The 20,890-nt window shown below is 42.4% G+C and carries 15 protein-coding genes; 9 read left to right on the plus strand and 6 right to left on the minus strand.

Annotated elements, in window-relative coordinates; all coding sequences use genetic code 11:
• Positions 1 to 2 precede the first annotated feature (2 nt).
• From Q0993_RS18595 to Q0993_RS18605, 3 genes are read right to left on the minus strand one after another with little or no spacing between them, the layout of a single operon-like run.
• Positions 3 to 1,514, minus strand: a complete 1,512-nt coding sequence (locus Q0993_RS18595; protein WP_299535976.1) for a sugar ABC transporter ATP-binding protein — start codon at positions 1,512 to 1,514, stop codon at positions 3 to 5.
• Between the two features lies 1 nt (position 1,515).
• Positions 1,516 to 2,484 carry an ABC transporter permease gene (locus tag Q0993_RS18600; protein ID WP_299535979.1) on the minus strand — a complete coding sequence of 323 codons (969 nt, stop codon included), beginning with the start codon at positions 2,482 to 2,484 and terminating at the stop codon, positions 1,516 to 1,518.
• Between the two features lie 11 nt (positions 2,485 to 2,495).
• A complete protein-coding gene (locus tag Q0993_RS18605) occupies positions 2,496 to 3,884 on the minus strand; it encodes a glycoside hydrolase family 140 protein (protein WP_299535982.1) in 1,389 nt (462 codons plus the stop codon).
• A 225-nt stretch (positions 3,885 to 4,109) separates the two neighbouring features.
• Here Q0993_RS18605 and nudK point away from each other — a divergent pair, with 225 nt between their 5' ends.
• Both nudK and Q0993_RS18615 read left to right on the plus strand, forming a co-directional pair.
• Positions 4,110 to 4,694 carry a GDP-mannose pyrophosphatase NudK gene (gene nudK / locus Q0993_RS18610; protein WP_299535985.1) on the plus strand — a complete coding sequence of 195 codons (585 nt, stop codon included), beginning with the start codon at positions 4,110 to 4,112 and terminating at the stop codon, positions 4,692 to 4,694.
• A gap of 30 nt (positions 4,695 to 4,724) precedes the next feature.
• On the plus strand, positions 4,725 to 5,219 hold the full coding sequence (locus Q0993_RS18615) for a peptide-methionine (S)-S-oxide reductase (RefSeq protein WP_299535988.1): 495 nt from the start codon (positions 4,725 to 4,727) through the stop codon (positions 5,217 to 5,219).
• Here the strand turns inward: Q0993_RS18615 and Q0993_RS18620 are convergent.
• The gene (locus tag Q0993_RS18620; RefSeq protein ID WP_299535991.1) at positions 5,216 to 6,484 is read right to left on the minus strand and encodes a D-alanyl-D-alanine carboxypeptidase/D-alanyl-D-alanine-endopeptidase; all 1,269 of its coding nucleotides are present in this window, start codon (positions 6,482 to 6,484) and stop codon (positions 5,216 to 5,218) included. The two genes, Q0993_RS18615 and Q0993_RS18620, sit on opposite strands and share 4 nt — an antisense overlap.
• Before the next feature lie 149 nt (positions 6,485 to 6,633).
• On the opposite strand from Q0993_RS18620, the gene Q0993_RS18625 reads away from it, so the two are divergent.
• Both Q0993_RS18625 and Q0993_RS18630 read left to right on the plus strand, forming a co-directional pair.
• The gene (locus Q0993_RS18625) at positions 6,634 to 6,831 is read left to right on the plus strand and encodes a hypothetical protein (RefSeq protein WP_299535993.1); all 198 of its coding nucleotides are present in this window, start codon (positions 6,634 to 6,636) and stop codon (positions 6,829 to 6,831) included.
• 82 nt (positions 6,832 to 6,913) lie between these two features.
• On the plus strand, positions 6,914 to 7,327 hold the full coding sequence (locus Q0993_RS18630) for a lipocalin family protein (protein WP_299535995.1): 414 nt from the start codon (positions 6,914 to 6,916) through the stop codon (positions 7,325 to 7,327).
• Between the two features lies 1 nt (position 7,328).
• Here the strand turns inward: Q0993_RS18630 and Q0993_RS18635 are convergent, their stop codons facing one another.
• A complete protein-coding gene (locus Q0993_RS18635; protein WP_299535998.1) occupies positions 7,329 to 8,267 on the minus strand; it encodes a hydrogen peroxide-inducible genes activator in 939 nt (312 codons plus the stop codon).
• Positions 8,268 to 8,372: 105 nt separating this feature from the next.
• Between Q0993_RS18635 and Q0993_RS18640 the strand changes: the two genes are divergently transcribed.
• The 4 genes from Q0993_RS18640 (at position 8,373) to Q0993_RS18655 (ending at position 15,102) form a co-directional block, all read left to right on the plus strand.
• On the plus strand, positions 8,373 to 8,852 hold the full coding sequence (locus Q0993_RS18640) for a DNA starvation/stationary phase protection protein (protein WP_299536001.1): 480 nt from the start codon (positions 8,373 to 8,375) through the stop codon (positions 8,850 to 8,852).
• A 132-nt stretch (positions 8,853 to 8,984) separates the two neighbouring features.
• Positions 8,985 to 10,832 carry a sigma 54-interacting transcriptional regulator gene (locus Q0993_RS18645; protein WP_299536003.1) on the plus strand — a complete coding sequence of 616 codons (1,848 nt, stop codon included), beginning with the start codon at positions 8,985 to 8,987 and terminating at the stop codon, positions 10,830 to 10,832.
• A 177-nt stretch (positions 10,833 to 11,009) separates the two neighbouring features.
• Entirely contained in the window at positions 11,010 to 11,561 is a 552-nt protein-coding gene (locus Q0993_RS18650) for an OsmC family protein (protein WP_299536006.1), read from the plus strand.
• 79 nt (positions 11,562 to 11,640) lie between these two features.
• A complete protein-coding gene (locus tag Q0993_RS18655; protein ID WP_299536008.1) occupies positions 11,641 to 15,102 on the plus strand; it encodes a 4Fe-4S binding protein in 3,462 nt (1,153 codons plus the stop codon).
• Between the two features lie 7 nt (positions 15,103 to 15,109).
• Here the strand turns inward: Q0993_RS18655 and Q0993_RS18660 are convergent, their stop codons facing one another.
• Positions 15,110 to 18,454: a tetratricopeptide repeat protein gene (locus Q0993_RS18660; RefSeq protein WP_299536010.1), complete on the minus strand. Its 3,345-nt coding sequence runs from the start codon at positions 18,452 to 18,454 to the stop codon at positions 15,110 to 15,112.
• Between the two features lie 267 nt (positions 18,455 to 18,721).
• Here Q0993_RS18660 and Q0993_RS18665 point away from each other — a divergent pair, with 267 nt between their 5' ends.
• Positions 18,722 to 20,881 (plus strand): TonB-dependent receptor, encoded by a 2,160-nt coding sequence (locus Q0993_RS18665; protein ID WP_299536012.1) that lies wholly within the window; start codon positions 18,722 to 18,724, stop codon positions 20,879 to 20,881.
• Positions 20,882 to 20,890: the final 9 nt, after the last annotated feature.

The following is a 20,890-nucleotide window of genomic DNA, read 5'->3' on the forward strand; positions in this document are numbered from 1 at the left end:
GATTACAACACTTCTTCTTCGGTATGGTGCAAAGCCGCTTCCAAAATGGCCGAACGTTCAAACTCTTCCTTTTTGAACTCTCTACTAATCCGGCCTTCGCTCATTACTATTATTCGGTCGCAAAGCCCTAGGAGTTCCTCTATTTCCGATGATATCAAAACCGTACTGGAACCTGATTTCACCAAGGCATTGATCAACGTATAGATTTCATGCTTGGCCCCTATGTCTATTCCCTTGGTAGGTTCATCCAAGATGAGAAGTTCCGGTTTCGTCAAGAGCCATTTGGCCAAGACTACCTTTTGTTGGTTGCCCCCGCTTAAAGTGGAGACCACTTGCGTGGTAAAATTTTGGTATTTGGTATTTACAGCATCGGCCTGTGCCCGACTTCTTTTACCAACCTCCTTGTAATCAACACGATTCAAGGACTTTGTATATCTTGGAAGAACAGCAAGTTGGACGTTTTTTGCAATCGTCTGATCGATCATTAAGCCCTCGTCTTGACGATTTTCCGTAAGGAAGGCCACGCCTTGTTTTATCCATTTTACCGGGTTGAGGTTATGCATTTTTCGTCCGTTCCATCTAAGTGTTCCCATTTCCATTGGATCGAGTCCATAGACCATTCGGATCATTTCGGATCGTCCGGCACCTACAAGTCCATAGAAGCCCAAGACCTCCCCTTTTTCAATTGAAAAATCAAGGGGGCCTATATATCCCGCCTTGAGACCACTGACCTCAAGACAAGTTTCTCCTGAAGTAACCGTATCACGGCGCGGAATAAAATCTCCCATATCCCGGCCTATCATGAGGTTTACCAAAGTTGGTATCGTATAGGATGTGGTCTCGTCATGAGCAATCAATTCCCCGTCCCGGAGAACGGCTATGTGGTCGGTCAGTTGCATAACATCATCTAGGTTATGGCTTATGAAGACAATAGCCAATCCCTCATTTTTTAATGAACGGATAAGATTGAACAATTTTTGGGCCTCATGACGCGTAAGGGAAGTGGTGGGTTCGTCGAATATTACGATTTTGGGATTTGTACTCAGGGCCTTGGCAATTTCTACCATTTGCCTTTGGGCCGCGGTTAAATTCGCTACGGGCATATTGGGGGAAACGTCCAATCCGACCTGTGAGAGAATTTTTTCCGTCTTTTCCCGTGCCGTTTTTCTGTCCAGGAAGTGACATCCCATCACCTTTTTTTTGGGGAAGTTAACGATGAAGAGGTTTTCCGCTATGCTTAAATTGGGAAAAAGGTTCAGTTCCTGATGGATAAATGCTATTCCATTCGTTTGGGCATCATTTGGGGAATCGGGGGAATAGACCTTTCCGCTAAGTTCCATTTTGCCAGAACTTAAAGGGACAATTCCTCCAAGGATGTTCATTAGCGTAGATTTACCCGCTCCATTTTCACCCACAAGACCCAATACGCTACCGGTTTCCAACGCAAGCCGTATCCCCTTTAGTACCGCTACCTCCCCAAAGCTTTTATGTATATCCTTAAATTCCAGCAGCATATTATGTAGTTCTCAATGATTTTTCCCGGTTGGCGTTCAGTAGGGCCGCTATGAGTATTACGGAGCCTTTGACGATCATAATAAGAAAAAAAGAAAGGCTCATAAGATTTAAACTGTTGTCTAGTAAAACCATGAAAAAAGCACCAAAAAATGTCCATATGATCTTTCCCTTTCCCCCAAAGAGACTGGTACCACCTATAACTACGGCTCCGATGACGTCTAATAGTATATTCTGTCCCATGACCGGAGAGCCCGTCTCCAGCCGTGCCGTATAAAAAATAGCTCCAATTGCGGCACAAAACCCGCTGAAAGCATAAACAAAAATTATGATCCTTGCCACTTTAACCCCTGATATCCGGGACGTTTCCACATTGAGACCTATAGCGTAAATCCATTCCCCCAAAAGGGTCTTGTTCAGCAAAAAGTAGGAGAGTCCCAGAACGATTACCCCCAGATATACGGGTGTCGGGATACCCAAAAAGGAACTGTATGGCATATTTACAAAGGCTTCGGGCAAATTATAAATGTTCTGCGATTGGGTAAGCCAAATGGCAAGGCCACTAAAAAGCATCATTGTAGTCAATGTTACCATAAACGCAGGCATGCCAAATCTTGCCACGGCAATCCCATTTAGCGTTCCAATGGAAATTCCTACAAGCAACATGCCTAATACACCAAAGATCAGGGATTCGGGTGAATCGAATATAGCGGTATCGCTGCTCATAAGATAACCTCCTGTTATACTGGTAACGGCAATTATTGAAGTGATGGAAAGATCAATACCTGCAGTAATCATTACAAAGGTCTGACCAATGGCTATAACCAGTAGTGGCAACAAATTGTATAAGAGGTTCCAAGTATTATTGACGGTAAAAAAACCGGGTGCAACAAAGGCCATTACTATATAATAGCCCAAGCAAAGGTAAATTATGGATGCCGCTCCCGATGTTTTGAAAAATGATGCCTTCAATCTGAAAAAATTTATTGTCCCGGTCTCTCGAATTTGGAATCCGTGGCATCCACTACCAAAACCCAATCATTCCCTTTTCCCGAAGTAGGTGGGGTTATCCTTATCGTGGCGGATTTTTGCAATATTTCCCCTTCAAAGGAATTCCCCGTGCGCGGATCGTACCACCATGTTTTTAAACGGGCTGTATTAAGCTGGCTAAAATCAATAGTAACCTGTTTTCCCGTAGGGAAATATATCATGGCATAGGTTCCTTTGCTATCGCGGGTGGCAATGACGTAGTCGTCCGTTTCTGCCTGTTCATCTATTATCATGTTAGAATCGGGTATACGGCTAAGAAAAGGTCGGGACAGCATAAGGTTTTTTAAATGCTTTACCTGGGTGGCCATAGGCAGATCCAATGCTTCGGGCCAAGGCCGCAATGGGCCGTTTATACCCTGTTTATCCAGCTTATACATTTGCCAAACATCATGGCAACCATAGGTTTGCCCAAACGCTCCGGCAAAAACGTTCCAATACATGATTCGGCGTATATCTCGGGCAGTGCTATAGCCCAACTCCTTGGCGTTAAAACAATTGGGATGGTCCTCGTAGAGCGGTTCCCCATCCAGGACGGGTTTGATAGGACTCAGATTGTAGTCATGTGCTATGTGCTTATAGGTGCCCTTGTTGGCACAATGCCCGGTTTGGTGCATATTAAAATCGAGCCATGCATCTTGGTGGAACCAGGTTGAAGATCCCCCAAGCTCTTTGGGCTGTGGATGAAAACTCATCAGCACATTTTCGTTGCCTCCTGCAGTTGCCACTATTCCGTTGGCCATTTGTTGCCAGACCATCACATCATTGGAGCCCTTTCTAGGATTTCGATCACCGCCAACGATCCAAACAATATTATCAAAATCTTTGTATCGGTTCCCGATCCATTTACCAAATACCTCGGCGTTATCAGGGGTTAAGACTTCCGGCCCTACGCCCCAACTTTCCTTAAAGAGCTTATCTCCCCAAGTGGGTAACAGTGCTATGTAAATTCCCAAGGAATCCGCTTTCCGTATCACATAGTCCACATGTTGAAAATACCGATCATTTGGAGTTTTTGGATTGTTATCCAATAAGGGCGTTTCACCATAAGGATTGGGCGTATTGAGACCATCTATTTCGGCCAGGGCCACAGCTTGGACTACATTAAAACCTTGTTCCGCTCTTTTTTCCAAATACATATTTGCCTCTTCCCGATTACATCTGTGGAATAGCTGCCAGGCCGTATCCGCCAACCAGAAGAAAGGTGTTCCACTCTCCGTGACCAAATAGCGGTCATTTTCGCTTACTTTTAGTTTTTGTGCCCCGAGATCGATTGCGCCGAGAAGTACAAATACCATACAAAGGGATAAAGTCTTTATGGACATGACAAAACAGTTTTGTTGGATGCAATCACAAATGTAAACTACAGTATAGATAAATTGATTATCGTGTTTAGCTATAGTTTGACGCAAATTATCTTAATTGAAAAATAAGGATGTAAAGATGAATTTTAGCTTTGCCTACAGGTTACTGCGCTACTTCCACCAAAAATAATACCTGAAAATCGGGTAAATGCATACTTTTACAGGTATTGATTTAAACCAGTGTCAATGAAAAATGGAAACATAAAGAATATAAAAAAACAACTGTTATCGGACAATTGGTACACGCTCAACAAATTCACTTATGAATACCAAAAACCGGATGGCAGTTGGGAAACTCAATATCGCGAAGCTTATGATCGGGGCAATGGTGCCGCTATATTGCTGTATAATCAAACGAAAGGTACGGTAATCTTAACGCGTCAATTTCGTATGCCCACCTACGTCAATGGAAACAGTGATGGAATGATGATCGAAGTCTGTGCCGGTCTTTTGGATGGGGAAAATCCTGAGGACCGCATAAAAAAAGAGGTGGAGGAGGAAACTGGATTTAAAGTGGATAATGTGCAAAAGGTTTTTGAGTCCTATATGTCTCCAGGTTCGGTAACCGAGATCCTTTATTTTTTTATTGCCGAATATGAGGATAAAATGAAAGTAAGTGATGGTGGCGGGGTAGATGAGGAGACCGAAAACATTGAAGTCTTGGAATATTCCTTCGAAGAAGCAATAAATATGATAGGAACCGGGGAAATCAAGGATGCAAAGACCATTATGCTATTGCAATATGCGCAGCTTAATACGTTATTTTCTTGAGGAATTTCCGACTATGGTATTGTGAAGTCAATGAAAAGAATTGCTTTTGGTGGCGGATGCCATTGGTGTACCGAGGCCGTGTTTCAATCGCTTAAGGGTGTGGAAAAGGTAGAACAAGGTTTCATTGCCTCGGAGGCCGGAAACGAAACTTTTTCGGAGGCAGTCATCGTATCTTATTTTCCTGATGAAATTTCGTTAAAGGATTTAGTGCTCATCCACTTGTTTACCCACGAAAGTACAACGGACCACTCCTTAAGGAACAAGTATCGTTCTGCGATTTATACCATGAGTACCGGAGATCAAGAAGAGTTGGAAAGCAAGTGGGATGAGTTTCAGGGCCAATTCGCAGGGAAACTGATTACAAAGATACTTCCCTTCAAAGCCTTTAGCCCATCGGAAGAGATGTTTCGGAACTATTATTATTCGAATCCCGGGAGGCCTTTTTGTAAGAAGTATATTGATCCAAAATTGGAATTGCTTCGGAAAAAATTTTCTAAAAAAGTGGTTTCTAAAACTAAGGTTTAATAGGTATCCCTAATTGTTTCAAAAATAGATTGCATTCTTTTTTTTACTTCTGAGGAAGGGATTCTAAAGTGATTGTTCATGAAGCTGAAAATCAAAGTTTTACCTGATTTGGTCAAAAGATATCCACTAACGCAATGGTTGTTTCCCAAACTTCCCGTTTTGGCATAGATATAGGGAGTAGGGTCTCCAGGATACCAATTTTCCAAGGTGCCGGAAACCCCTCCAGCAGGGAATAAACTGAACAATCTTTGCCTAGGGATACGCTGGTACATCAGATGAAGAACATGTACCATGGATTGTGGTGTGAAAAGATTGTATCGGGAAAGTCCCGATCCGTCCACCCATCTAGGGGGTTGTCTTAAGTCGGTCAACAAGCTATCCAAAACATGGTTACGTACCTTACCCGTGTTCAGTGTATCGGATAGGGTAGAGGAAGCCAGAATAAGCAATTGTTCCGCCAAAAAATTATCGCTGTCCATCATCATTTTGGCATATATGGAATCTGATGGTACACTATACACAATACTTTTTTCCTCTCCAAGTGGATTGGGCGTAATCGAAACCTTTCGTTGTAATGCATCCTCCAAAAGAGTTCGAATCAAGGTACTATCTAGCTTCAACGGAATTTCTACCGTGTCCTTTCGTGTAGGATCAAAATAGAACCGGTTTTCATTTTCTTCCCGTTGCATAACGTAATCAATTGGAATTACCTTGTCCTCAAAGAGGGCTGGGGATACCTGAAGACCTTGTTTTTCGTAAACGGTAAGCACATTACCGTATAAAGGAAATGCACTGCGTTCTGTTGAATAGTACCATTGGTAATCTCCCCAGGCCCAACCTGGTCCAAAATGTTCTTCCTGAAAATTGTCCACATAAAGCGAAATAACACGGTGTTTTTTTAAAAAATGTAATGCCGTACTATCCTTAAAATAAGGATGTAGAAAAGAAGGGTCACCTGTGCCTTCCACAAACAGTGTATCGTTTTGGAGATTGTATTTTAATGCAGGGATACTATCCGGCAATAATTCCAAGGAGGTGAATAGCGTATAAATTTTTGTATTGCTGGCGGGGGTAAAGTATTTCTCACTATTGTAAGAATATAGGGTATCCCTTTTCTCTGGGTCTACAACAAAGAATCCGGTAAATTGATTTTCAAATAGCTGGGCTTCCAGAACTGGACGAACATTTTTTTGAATTATTCCTTTGGAGCTGACGCAGCCTAACAAAAAAATCAAAATAAAGCTTATGGACAGTATTTTTCCCATGGTCGCCAAGATAAGGATATTATGTAAAATTGGTACCTGCTACCGCTTTAACAAGAAATTATCTAATTTTTAACTGGACAGCGCAATAAAAACCACTCTTTTCTTGTTAAATTTGAGAATACAATCTAATCTCTAAAACTTTTAGGAATATGGCAAGAGCTATGCTTGAGTACACAAAAACTGTGCTCAGAAAGGTTAGTTTTGATGCGAAACTCTTCCTCAAGGAGTTGAAAAAGGCAGTTGCCAGATTACTGCCCGAAGAAATTGAGGAACTAGAACTCTGGCTAAAACAATTTGTAACGGATAAGCCCGAACTCCAAGAAGGGCTTCTTTATCTAAGAGCATAATCCAAAACCACCTTAAGGTGGTTTTTTTAATTCTAAGCAACCTTCTGGCATTGTCCTCATCTTTTCTCAAAAACGAATAGTTGTGAAAAGATACCTTATCCTGGTATTTAGCCTGCTTTTATCCTGCGAAGATGATTCCAACAAAGAATTGACCCTACTCGAAACAAATGGACTTATCGGCAGCTGGAAACTGGTTGAAACTTATTTGGACCCCGGCGGAGGTGGTATAGACTGGAACACGGTGGACAATGGGGATATTTTTAAATTTGATGATGATGGCAAATATAGGCGTACAAATACCTTTGAGAATATCTTTAATAGTTCAGGAGACTATGTTTTTGAAGAAGGTTTATTAGAACTGAGTTATACTAATGATGGGGAGGAAATGGAGGAGAATTTTAGTGTTCAAATGTCCGAAGATACGATGGTCTTGTCCCCAGCAGGCCCCCGGTTTTGTATAGAAGCTTGTTTGTACAGATATAAAAGAATAAATTAACTTAGTTGTTCAGGGGACTGATAATTTTCACATCCTGAAAGGCTATAGCACCCCGTACGATTCCAGAGATGACATCACGAAGCGCTTCTGTAATTTGAATTTTGAGTTCGTTTTTATGATAGATCAAACTGACCTCTCTTGCCGGAGGTGGATTTTCAAAGTATTTAAGATTCCGCGTTTTTTTATCGTCCAGTTCCAAAGTGTTCAAATAGGGGAGAAGTGTCATTCCCAAGCCTTCATTGGATAGATTTATCAAGGTCTCAAAACTACCACTTTGCAGTTGAAAATGTTCGTCCGCAAAACTTTTAGGGGCATTACACAGATTAATGACCCCGTCCCTAAAACAATGGCCATCCCTTAACAAAAGAATATCCGAAATATCCAGATTTTCGGGATTCAGGTGCTTAGTTTTGGCCAGTCTATGGTTTCGGGGTATGTAGCCTACAAAAGGCTCATAATATAACGGGCGCTCTTTTATGGATTCTATTTTGAGCGGTGTTGCGGCAATCCCTGCGTCCAAATGACCATCTTGGATATTTTGTATAAGTTGCTCGGTACTTTGCTCCCTGATAATAAGATTCACTTTGGAGTATTTCTTGATGAAAGTCTTCAGAAACATGGGCAAGAGTGTGGGCATAATAGTCGGTATGATGCCCAAGACGAAATCCCCTCCGATAAACCCCTTTTCCTGATCTACGATATCCTTGATTCGTTCCGCCTCATTTACAATGTTCTTGGCCTGGGTTACGATTTTTTTGCCAACCTCTGTAATGGAGATGGGTTTTTTCTTGCGGTCGAATATCAATACATCCAATTCATCCTCCAATTTCTGCACCTGCATGCTCAATGTAGGCTGGGTAACAAAGCTTTTTTCTGCGGCCAAAGTGAAATTCTGATACTCCGCGACGGCCAGTACATACTGCAGTTGAGTAATGGTCATAAAGTATAGTTTAATAGCATAAAATTATAAAAACTATTGATAAAATCTATGTAAAAACACCACTTTCATACATTAAATTTATACAAAATTTTAAAACCTAAGAATATGAAACTAAATAGTATTGGGCTTAACGCCGATAAATCGAAAGAATTGAGTGATGACCTCAACAATTTACTGGCTAATTTTCAGCGATATTACCAAAACCTAAGAGGAATACATTGGAACGTAAAAGGGAAAGGCTTTTTTGACCTTCATGTAAAATTCGAGGAGCTGTATACGGATGCGAATGCAAAGGTAGATATGGTAGCAGAACGGGTTTTAACCCTTGGAGGAATTCCACAGCATACCTTTGAGGATTATATTGCCAACTCCAAGGTTCCCGTAGGCAAGAACGTTACGAAGGATGAGGATGCCATTCGCCTGATAGTGGATTCCCTTAAGGAACTTCTTATTATTGAGAGAAGGATCTTGGATGCTTCTGATGAGGCACATGATGAAGGTACAAACGCGATGATGAGCGATTTCATCACTGAACAGGAAAAGACGGTCTGGATGATGAAGGCTTGGTTGGCAGAGGAAATCTAACTGTATTTATTGAAGAAGATGATAAAAAGCCCGCTTTAGTCGGGCTTTTTTATGTAGTTTTTGATTGTGAAGTTGTAAAACATTTGTCTATAAATCTTTATATTTAGTAGAAACAAACAGCGGATTCTCCCTATGTTAGACATGGAAGCCGATCTTCCGGCATTTTTGGCCCAGGTACAGTTTTTTTCAGAGGTGTCCAAATCTTCATTATCCAATCTTTGTAAACACTTGGAAGTTAGGACCTTTTATCGTAATGATGTCATTATAAACAAGGGCGATGTAGGCGATGCCATGTATGCCATACTTCAAGGGGAAGTAAAGGTTCATGAGGGATATCACGATTTCGGAAAACTATCTCAAGGGGATTGTTTCGGGGAATATGCCCTCATTGATGACGAAACAAGATCAGCTTCCGTCACTGCCACCCAGGAAACCAAGGTAGCTAAAATTGATCGCGGGCATTTTCTGGATTTGATGAAAGAGGATCAAGGCTTTGTTAGGGGTATTCTATCAGTCCTGATCAGACGTCACAGGGAGCTGGATAGCATTCAGGAACAACTGGCAAATATCAAAAGTCAATTGGAACTGGCCAATGGTAAAATGAGCGGACTTATAAATGGTGCCATGGATGCCATTATTCTGTTCGACTCGAAATTCCGTATACTTTTAACCAACCCCTCTGCCAATTCCTTGCTTCAAAACAATGATGTTATACAGCGTAATGTATTGTTTTTCTTCGATGAAGCCGGTGCGGACTTGATCGAGTCTTTGGTGAAATCAGGACTTGAAGGAGACGAAAAGGCCGTCAACAATTATTTGCCCAATGTGGTAAAGGTCATCGGTTCTGAAGAGAAAGAAACCTTAAATGAGGGTACCCTGAGCCGTTATGGAGAAAAGGAAAATACGTTTTATACCTTAATTTTAAGGAACATTGAAGAACGTATCGCTGCCCAGGATACCATAAGTCTACTGACCAATCAAACCGAATATTTAACTGAAGAGATAAAAGAATTAACTAGTAGCTACGGTATTATTGCCCAAGATAAAGGCATGGTCAATGTTCTAGACCTTATTGAACAGGTTGCCCAGACCGACGCTACGGTTTTGATCAACGGGGAAACAGGCACGGGCAAGGAGTTGGTCGCACGGGCCATTCATCAGGCCAGCCGTAGAAATGATAAACCCTTGATACGCATTAACTGCGGAGCCATTCCCGCCAATCTTATTGAAAGTGAATTGTTCGGTCATGAGAAGGGGGCATTCACGGGAGCGACCGTAAGTAGGAAAGGGCGTTTTTTACTGGCGGATAAGGGAACCATCTTTTTGGATGAAATAGGGGAAATGCCCTTGGATTTGCAACCCAAGCTTTTGCGAATCATTCAAGAGGGGGAATTTGATCCCGTGGGAAGTTCGGAAACCCAAAAAGTGGATGTACGGATAATTGCCGCTACACACCGCGATTTACTGCAGTATGCAAAGGAAGGAAAGTTTAGGGAGGATTTGTTCTATCGTCTGAACGTGTTCCCAATAATCGTACCGCCACTTCGGGACCGTGGAAAGGATATTGAATTCATTGCTCAGGAAATCATAGATCAATTTTCGGTAAAGCTCAACAAAAAAATACGTCCGCTTACGGAATCGGATAAGGCATTGTTGTCCGGTTACGCTTGGCCAGGTAACGTCCGAGAACTACAAAACATTATTGAAAGGGCGGTAATCATTGCCCGAGAAGGGAAAATCGATTGGGATCATCTCATCCCCAATGCCCCTGAGGAGGAACGTATTGCGCTCAAACCCCAAGAAGAAAGAATTATGACAGCTATGGAAATGGGCAGTTTGGAAAAAGAGAATATCCTTCGTGCACTACGCGAGGCAAGATGGAAGATCTCTGGTAAAAACGGCGCGGCGGAACTACTTAAAATGAAACCTACCACCTTGACTTCAAAAATCAAGGCAATGGGTATTGAAAGACCCATTTGATTTTACGAAATCTCGTATCCTGGATTACGAAATTTCATAAAGTAACGAAATATCGTTACTTTTTTTATCTCACATTTTCGATTTAAAAATCTGTAAATCAAATATTTATATTGTTTGGCACAGCTGTGGTTATGTAGTGGGTGGCAATGGTGCCGAATAATTTTAAAACAAAATAAAATGATTACAGCAGCAAACATCAAAAATGGAGTAAACGTGGATCAGTTGGTAGAAACTATTGAGGCGGTACAAGGAACACCAGAATTGGCAAAGTTTGAGTTTCGCACAAAAACCAATTGGATAACCGGGGGTCATTGTGTATCCAGCGCCAAAAGTTTTTACGGCGTATGTCAAGAGGATACTAGCCGTAAGGAGACCTTTACTATGGAGGCGGACCATCCCAATGTCCTTTTAGGAGAGGACAAGGCAGCGACCCCAGCTGAAATTGTATTGCACGCATTGGGCTCTTGCCTAACCGGAGCTATGGTATACCACGCCGCGGCCAACGGAATAGAAATAGAAGGTGCTGAGGCCAGTTTAAAGGGTGGTGCGGACTTGCACGGTTTCTTGGGACTAGATCCCGAGGTTCGAAAAGGATTTGATGGGATAACGGTAAAATTCAAGGTTAAATCGGATGCCAGTGAAGAACAATTACGCAACTTGGCCCAATTCTCACCTGTTTTTGATATGTTAAGCAATCCTACACCAGTTTCCATAGAATTTGAGAAGTAAGCTTTTTAAATGGACCACTTATAGCCATAGGTGGTCCATTTTTTTTTAAAAACGTCTTAATCAACAGCCACCAACAAAAATGGAAATCGATACGCAATACAGCATTACCACCGGAAACCGTGCCGTAGCACACATTGCCTACAAGACGAACCAGGTATGTGCCGTATATCCAATTACACCATCTTCCGAAATGTCCGAATACGTTGAGGAATGGAGTGCCCGGGGACTTAAAAACATTTATGGAGGTATTCCGTCGGTCTTCGAGATGCAGAGCGAAGCCGGAGTGGCGGGAACGATGCATGGCGCTCTACAGACCGGCTCGTTAACCACTACCTTCACGGCTTCCCAAGGGTTACTTCTTATGATGCCGAATATGTTCAAAATAGCTGGAGAACTGACGCCAAATGTAATTCACGTGGCTACCCGCTCCCTTGCTACCCATGCCCTTTCGGTCTTCTGCGACCACAGTGATATTATGGCGGTTAGAAATAGTGGCTATGCCTTTTTGGGCGGGGCTTCGGTTCAGGAGGCCCATGATTTTGCCTTGATTGCCCAAGCGGCTACCCTGGAATCACGTATTCCATTTGTACATTTTTTCGATGGATTTCGAACCTCACACGAAACCTCTAAAATCCAGTGGGTCCCGGATAATGTTATAAACGCCATGATGGACCGGCATTTGATAGCTGAACATCAAAATAGGCGACTCAATCCGAATCGTCCCGTATTGCGGGGGACCTCACAAGGCCCCGATGTGTTTTTTCAAAGTCGTGAAGCCGTAAATTCCTTTTACGGGGAATGCCCGGAAATTGTCCAAAATCAAATGGACAAGTTTGCGGAATTGACCGGTAGATCGTATCGCTTATTCGATTATACGGGTCACCCACAGGCAGAGCATATTGTAGTCGCTATGGGTTCGGCCACAGAAACCATTGAAGAGACCGTAATTTCGTTGAACAACAAAGGTGAGAAGACAGGACTGATAAAAGTCCGCCTGTTCCGGCCTTTCAGTACAAAACATCTGTTAAGCGCACTTCCTGCCAGTTGCAAGTCTATCGCCGTATTGGATCGTGCAAAGGAACCGGGCAGCCTTGGTGAGCCTTTATACCTGGATATCGTAGCCGCATTGACGTCTGTGGCGAATACCTACGCCCCCTTTCCCAAAATAGTGGGTGGTCGCTACGGGTTATCTTCCAAGGAATTACATCCGGGTATGGTCCAGTCGATTTTTGAAAATCTCAAATCCGGTGCCATACAACACAATTTTACCATTGGTATTACGGATGATGTTACCAATTTAAGTTTACCCTATCCCAAAGCGATTCCATCTGAAAGTAGGCCATTCCAGCTTTTGTTCTATGGAACGAAATGCAAGGCTATGGTCGATAGCTTTGATACTATATTGCAGAACCTTGGCGAGAACTATTACGTACAGGGCTACGCGGAAATTGATTATAAAAAATCGGAATCCCGTTATGTGGCAAATCTGCGTGTAGGAGCCGAGCCGATCAAAGCCCCCTATTTGATAGCCGATGCAGACATCATCACTTGTGATTCCGTAGAGTTTATTGAAAATGATAACGTTTTGCAGCGTATCAAGACCACAGGTATCTTGTTGATCAACACACCATTATCAACGAACAGCTTATGGAAAAGTTTATCTTCTGGGCAACAAAAGACAATCCAGCTTAAAAAAGTGCGATTGTTTACTGTGAATGGCAATGCAATTTCAAAAAAGGATGTTTTACATTTTAAGATGGCCTCCTACCTACATGCCTGTGCCTTAGCTTTGGCAAATGATTTGATTGTGGATGGGGAAATCGAATTTTTCAAGGCGTATATCACGGAAGTAGATACTTCCTTAACGAACGGTCTTGACTCGGAATCCGTTACAAGAGATATTGAGTTTACCCAATCCTTATTGGGAAAATTGATGGCCGGCAGCGGAGATGAACTTCCTGTGAGTGCACTTCCCGTGGATGGTACCTTTGCCACCGACACCTCCAAAATGAATGTGCGCAATACAGGAAATTACCTTCCTGAATGGGATACCCACTTGTGTACCCAGTGCGGTGCTTGTAGCATGGCCTGCCCCCAAGGAGCGTTACGAATTAAGGTGTATGAAGATGACCCTATAGAGAAGGCTCCCAATGGATTTAAGTCGGTCAAGGCCATCGAGGAGAATTGGCAAGTGGATTTGTTGAACTATACACTTCAAGTAAATCCTGAACAATGCACTAGCTGCAATAATTGTCTGGATGTATGTCCTGAAAAAGCCCTTTTACTAAAAAGTAAGGCGTTGCACTTTGATACGGAAAAGGCCAATTGGAAACATTTTGAGCGTATACCGGAGTTTGACAGAACAAGATTGGATACTACAAAGGTAAGTCAACAACAGTTACAGGAACCCTTGTTTAAGTATTCAATGGGGGTAGATGGATGTGGGGAAGCTCCTTACTTAAAGTTATTGTCGCAGCTATTTGGTAATAGAATGTTAGTGGCTAATGCTACTGGGGCAAGCTCCATTTTTGGAGGAGCCCTACCTTCCACCCCTTGGTCAACGGACCGATGGGGCAGGGGTCCTGCTTGGTCCAATTCCCTATTTGAGGACAATGCTGAATTCGGCTTGGGATATCGATTGTCTTTGGACCGACAAGAATTTGAGGCAAAGGATTCACTGAGAAAACTGGTACATCTGTTAGATCCGGTACTGGTCATGGAAATTTTGGAATCCAAGCAACGTACTGAAACAGAAATAGAAAGTCAACGCGGGAGAATTGAAAAATTGAAAGCATGCTTGTCCTCTCTGTCCACTGTGGATTCCAAGCGTCTATTAACCTTGGCAGATAGTCTAGTGAAGCACAGTGTATGGATCGTAGGGGGCGATGGTTGGGCCTACGACATCGGTTATGGCGGATTAGATCATGTAGTGGCATCAGGCAAGAATGTAAATATTCTGGTACTGGACAATGAGGTGTACTCCAATACGGGCGGTCAAATGTCAAAAGCCACACCCTACGGTGCATCCTCAAAATTTGCTCATTTTGGCAAGAAAAAAGTAAAAAAGGACCTAGGTCTTTTGGCGATGACCTACAAAGATGTCTATGTGGCCTCCATCGCGATCGGGGCAGATCAAGAACAGACGCTTAGAGCCTTTATGGAGGCCGAAAGTTATGATGGCCCATCCATAATCATTGCGTACTGTCATAGTCCGGCCCACGGAATTGACATGAAAAATCCCAGCCAATATCATAAGGCGGCCGTAGCATCCGGGCAATGGCTATTGTATAGGAACGATCCCAGAAGAGTGGAAGAATGCCTAAATCCAATACAGTTGGATTCTGATAAACCGAGCATTCCCATAAAGGACTATTTAGGGATGGAAAAACGTTTTGCGAGACTTTTTGAAAAAAATGATGGAGTATTTGATCAGATCATGAATGAATTGCAAAGACAAATAGACCAGCGTTACGAGTATTATTCTTACTTAGGTCATTCGCCATTATATAAAAAGTACGATATGGAAAGGGCGTATCCCTAGGGTTGAATTACTTTTCACTCATGGTATTTACGATTTCCCAGTTCTTGGGTACGCCGGATATCATGTACTCCGCAGACTTTGTAATAAAATATTTGGCCACGCTATCTTCTGGATTTTTACTTAATACCTTGTCAAAAGTGGCGGAAGCTTTTGGGAATTGATTGTTGAAAAAATAATCCAGTCCTTTTTTGAAATCCTTGAGTGTTTCAGTTTTCAATTTTGCCACTTTGGGCGTATCACCATCGAAGCATTCGTAAATACCCGTAATGTTATCTTTGCCCTTTACCTGTACTTTTCCCAAATATCTAAAATGATAGCGGTCTTTGTTTTCTATGGTTTTATAACTATCCTCACTTATGATGATTTGGGCACCATAATGTTTGGTCACCCCTTCCATACGGGAGGCCGTATTTACTGTATCGGCGATTATGGCCGTATCGTTGCGATTCAAATCACCAATAATTCCCATGACCAAAGGGCCTGTATGAAGCCCCATTCCAACTGATAAGGGCACGTAACCATCTTCCTTGCGCCTAACATTGTAATCCTGTATAACCTTTTGCATATCGATACCGGCCTGTAGGGCATCCTCTGCCCCATGCGGGAAAAGTGCCATAATACCATCTCCGAGATACTGATTTACAAAGCCATTGTTATTTTGTATTTGTGGTCCCATTTTTCCGACATAGGAGTTCACAAACTTGAAGTTTTGTCTAGGCGTCATACTTTCCGCCAACTTGGTATACTCCCGGATATCAGTAAACAAAACGGTGACATTTTTCTGTACATGGTCCCCTAGAAGGACATCGGTAATAGCTTCACGTCCGACCGACCTAATAAATTCCGTTGGCACAAATTTGCTTGCCGCCTTATGTATGCCATTCAAATTGAGGTGTGTTCTAATGCGGCTCAGAAGTTCCTTCTTAGAAAAGGGTTTGGTCAAATAATCGTTCGCTCCGGCGTCAAAACCAGCTACAAGATCGTTTATTCTATTTTTTGCGGTCAATAAAATAATTGGCAATTCACTGGCTAAAAAGTTCTTTCGAATAACTTCACAGACTTCATAACCGGTTAATCCGGGCATCATAACATCCAACAAAACAATGTCAAATCGTTCTCCCTTTTCCAGTAAGTTCAAGGCCTCTTGGCCATTGGTCGCCTCAATGACTTCATATCCGCTAATCGTTAAGTGGTTTTCCAAAACACGTCTATTAACCGGTTCGTCATCAACGATGAGTACCCGTGCCGTGCCTTTAAGTAGGGGTTCCTTTAAGAGGGGAGTGGGACTATTTTGGTCCGGTTCGGCTTTCAATTGCGGAATAATCTCTTGTGCCGAAGAATTGTTCAACAAAACATCGCTGCGCTTTTTTTTGCTTAATGGAAGTGTGAAGGAGAAGGTAGATCCCTTTCCAATTTCCGAGCTTACACTAATGGTTCCCCCATGAAGTTCTACCAATTGCCTGGAAACGGAAAGTCCTAGGCCTGTACCCCCATATTCGCGTTGCGTAGAACCGTCCGCCTGTTCGAAGGAATTGAATATACTGCCAAATTTTTCTTTGGCGATACCAATTCCCGTATCCGACACCAATATGTTGAGTATGTTGAGATTGTCTTTCATTACCTCGGCTTTTACTTCCACCTGTCCCTTAAGGGTGAACTTGATGGCATTGCCAACAAGGTTATGCAAAATTTGCTGAAGACGGTTTTCGTCGGCTTCCACAAGCGGAATGTCTTTAGGAACAGTATTGATGAGCTCTAAATTCTTTCCTTGGGCAAGAGGCTTTGAGAGCTTCAGGACCACGTCACAGATGGCATGTAAATCCACTGGTTTGCTAGCCAGTATCAAATCCTGATTCTTCAATTTTGAAAAGTCGAGGATGTCGTTTACAAGATGGGACAGGCGTTTTCCACTGTTGGATATCATATCGAGATTTTCGATGGCCTTGGGGGTAAGTTTGCCAGCAGCTCCATCTTTCAGGGATTCGGAAAGACCGATAATACCGTTCAATGGCGTTCGTAGCTCATGAGAGGTATTGGCTAGGAACTCGTCCTTTAATTTGTCTATTTTCTTAAGCTCGTTGACACGTTGCTTTTCAATTTGGGTCTTTTTTCGTTCCTCATCAATTTGACGTTGTTTTTCTTCGCTTTCCCTTTTTTCCTTTTGCTTTCTTCGATAGCGGTGGAACAAGAGGTAGCCGAAAAGTAAAAACATTATCGCCAAACCAATAACCACATTGCGTATGGCCTGTTGTCGCTGTAACAATAGGTCCTTTATTTTGGCATCTTTTTGTAGTGTCGCTATGGCATCCTGTTTCTTTTCCGAATCATATTTGACCTGTAGCTCCTGTAACTGCCTGGACTTGGTATCATTGAAAAGGCTATCCTTAATAATCATGAACTTGTCCTTGTACAAAAAAGCATTTTTGTAGTCACCGGTTTCGGCATAAAGCATGGACATTTTTTCATAAGCTTCCTTGAGGGAGGTCTTTGAACCAATTTCCTCTGCCAATAGGATTGCCTTTTCCAAATTTGTTTTTGCCTTGGGATAGTCCTTGAGCATCAAATAGTCCGAGGCGACATGGACATGACTTTCGGCCAATTCCCTTTTTTGTGGAAGTCCTTGTCGAATTTCAAGAGCCTTTAAATGCATTTGAAGGGCCTTGGCAAATTTTTCCTGAACCATGTAGACCCCGCCAATAGCCTCGTAATCATAGGCCATGCCCCAAATACTTTCCACTTTTTCATCCAAAGAAAGGGCTTTATTGAAATATTCAAGTGCTTTTCCATATTCGTCGGTCCTATAGAAAAGATCCCCAATATTAAAATAGTTATTGGCCATATTTTCCTCGTCATTTAATCCCTTAAAAATATCGAGGGCCCTCGAATAATGCTCAAGGGCCTCATCGTATTTATTACCATTTTTATATTGCTCTCCTAAAGAGCTCAGAACAGTGGCTATACTATAGGGATCGTTCCTTTGCTCATAAATGGCAAGAATATCATAATAAATCTCTGTACATTTTTCAAACTCCCCTTTTTCATTTAGAATGTAGGCCTTTTGATAAAGACCATTGGCCAGTTTCATACTGTCCTTAATAATATTTGCATATTCCAGATATTTTTCGATAAACTCTAGGGCTTTCCCATAGTTATCTTTTTGACGCTCTAGGACGGCGTATTGATAATTGGCCATGGCAATCCCTCTTTTAAATCCGGTGGAGTTGCTCAATGTATAGACACTATCTATAAATTTCTTGGCTAATTCCGTGTTTGATCGGGTATCCAAATATTCCCATGAAATATATTGTAAGGCCAGTATTTTAATAGAATCGGTTTCAGCAGCCTCTGCCACTTTTTTGAGGCTATCTATCCTGCTGTTTTGCGCACTGGAGATGTGGCAAATTAAAAATCCCCAAAGAAGTAAGCATATAGACCTTTTCATCGTACAGATGGGGGACGGTTGTTTTTTTTCCTTCTATAAATGTAATGTTTATCACCATAAACACAAAAGGGACTACCTATGAGGGTTACAGTTCGGAATTCAAAATGAACAGTTCGGTTTATTGAATTAGTGTATCGCCACAGGCTGGTACACCTTTGTTTCCTCAAAACCTAAACGATGAAACAACTCATTTTAAGCACCGTATTTATTTTCTCTACCCTACTTCCCGCTCAAACCATAATTTCCGGCACTGTAATGGATAATAAGGGAAACCCCATAAACGGGGCCAATGTGTATTTGGAAGGTACCTATGATGGTGCCTCGACCCATGAAAATGGAGGATTTAGTTTTGAGACGGCCGAGACCGGGACCCAGACCCTTATTATTTCCATGATTGCCTATGAAACCTTTATACAAGTGGCCGATGTCTCCTACTTTCAGAATTTGAAAATTACATTGCAGGAGGCCATTAACCAATTGACCGGGGTTACCCTTACCGCTGGTACCTTTGAGGCAGGGGACAATTCCAAGGTATCCGTATTAAAACCCCTGGATATCGTTACGACCGCTGGTGCTGCCGGGGATTTTGTAGGAGCCTTGCAAACCTTGCCGGGAACATCCACTGTAAATGAGGACGGCCGTTTGTTTGTAAGGGGAGGTTCTGCCAACGAAACGCAGGTTTTCATAGATGGACTTCGGGTGTTTCAACCGTTTAATGCTACAGCCAATAATGTACCCACCCGCGGCCGATTTTCACCGTTTTTGTTCAAGGGAATAACATTTAGCACAGGAGGTTATTCTGCGGAATATGGTCAGGCACTTTCCAGTGTGCTGCTCCTGAATACCACCGATTTACCTGATCAAGAAAAGACGGATATTGCGGTGATGTCGGTAGGGGGGGGATTGGGCCACACCGAAATTTGGGGCAATGAATCCTTGAGTATCAATACCTCCTATATTAATCTATCGCCTTATCAAGCCCTTATTCCTGACAATCAAGGTGTTCGGTGGAACAATCCCTATACCTCCTTGTCCGGGGAGGCCGTTTTTAGAAGTAAAGGCGAAAACAGTATTTTTAAGCTCTATACCGGATTTAACCATGCCAACTTGGATATAGATCAGGAAGATATCAATTTTGAGGATTTTGTTCGCTTTCGCCTCCGCAACAACAATCTGTATTTTAATGCCACGTACAAACATTTTTTTGACAATGCTTGGACCTTATCCTCAGGAGCCAGTATTTCATGGGATACCAATGCAATCGGTATAATTGAAGATGCTATCGATACCAAGGAAACAGCCTCTCACATAAAGCTAAAACTGAAGAAGAGCTTTAGCCCAAAATTTCAATTGAATTTTGGGACGGAGTATTTTTTGACCGACTATGAAGACACATTCATTGGGCAGGACAACTTAGCTTTTACCAATGGTTATAGGGATAATCTTGCCGCCCTATTCTCGGAGGCCGATGTTTTCTTCACCAACTCTTTTGCGCTTAAACTAGGGGCGCGGGCAGAATATTCCGATGTATTGAACGACTTCAACCTCGCCCCAAGGATTTCATTGGCCTACAAGAGCAGTGAAAAGGGGCAATTCTCATTGGCCTATGGGGATTTTTATCAAAATCCAATAACGGATTACTTACGATTTGATCAGGAACTTTTGACCGAAAAGACCTCTCACTATATCTTGAACTATCAATATTTGGGTGATGGAAAGACGTTTAGGGCCGAGGCCTTTTATAAGGATTATGACAACTTGGTTAAGTTTGATACGCGGCAAGCCCAATTCAATTCCAATTTCAACAACCTAGGAGAGGGATATGCTACAGGCCTGGATATGTTTTGGAGGGATAACAAAAGTATAAGGAATTTAGACTATTGGATTTCTTACTCCTATTTGGATACCGAAAGGGACTTTCAAAACTTTCCTGAGCGGGTAACCCCGAATTTTGCAGCCAAGCACAATTTCTCCGTGGTGACCAAATATTGGGTAGATAAATGGCGTTCGCAAGTGGGATTTTCCTATACCCATGCCTCTGGGCGTCCTTATGATAATCCCAACACGCCAGACTTCATGGCCGAAAAAACCAAGGCGTTCAACAATCTTAGTTTCAACTGGGCTTATTTGATCTCACAGCAAAAAATCCTTTACTTTTCCGTAAACAATGTATTGGGCTTCAATAATGTCAATGGATACCAATACGCGGATACACCGAATATGGATGGTATTTTTGATAGACGTACCATTCGTCCACCTGCGGATACTTTCTTTTTTGTCGGTTTCTTTTGGACCATTAGTACGGATGGAAAAAGCAATCAGCTGGACAATTTATAACCCTCACTG

The sequence above is a fragment of the Ulvibacterium sp. genome (genome assembly GCF_028285715.1).
Classification (GTDB): domain Bacteria; phylum Bacteroidota; class Bacteroidia; order Flavobacteriales; family Flavobacteriaceae; genus Ulvibacterium.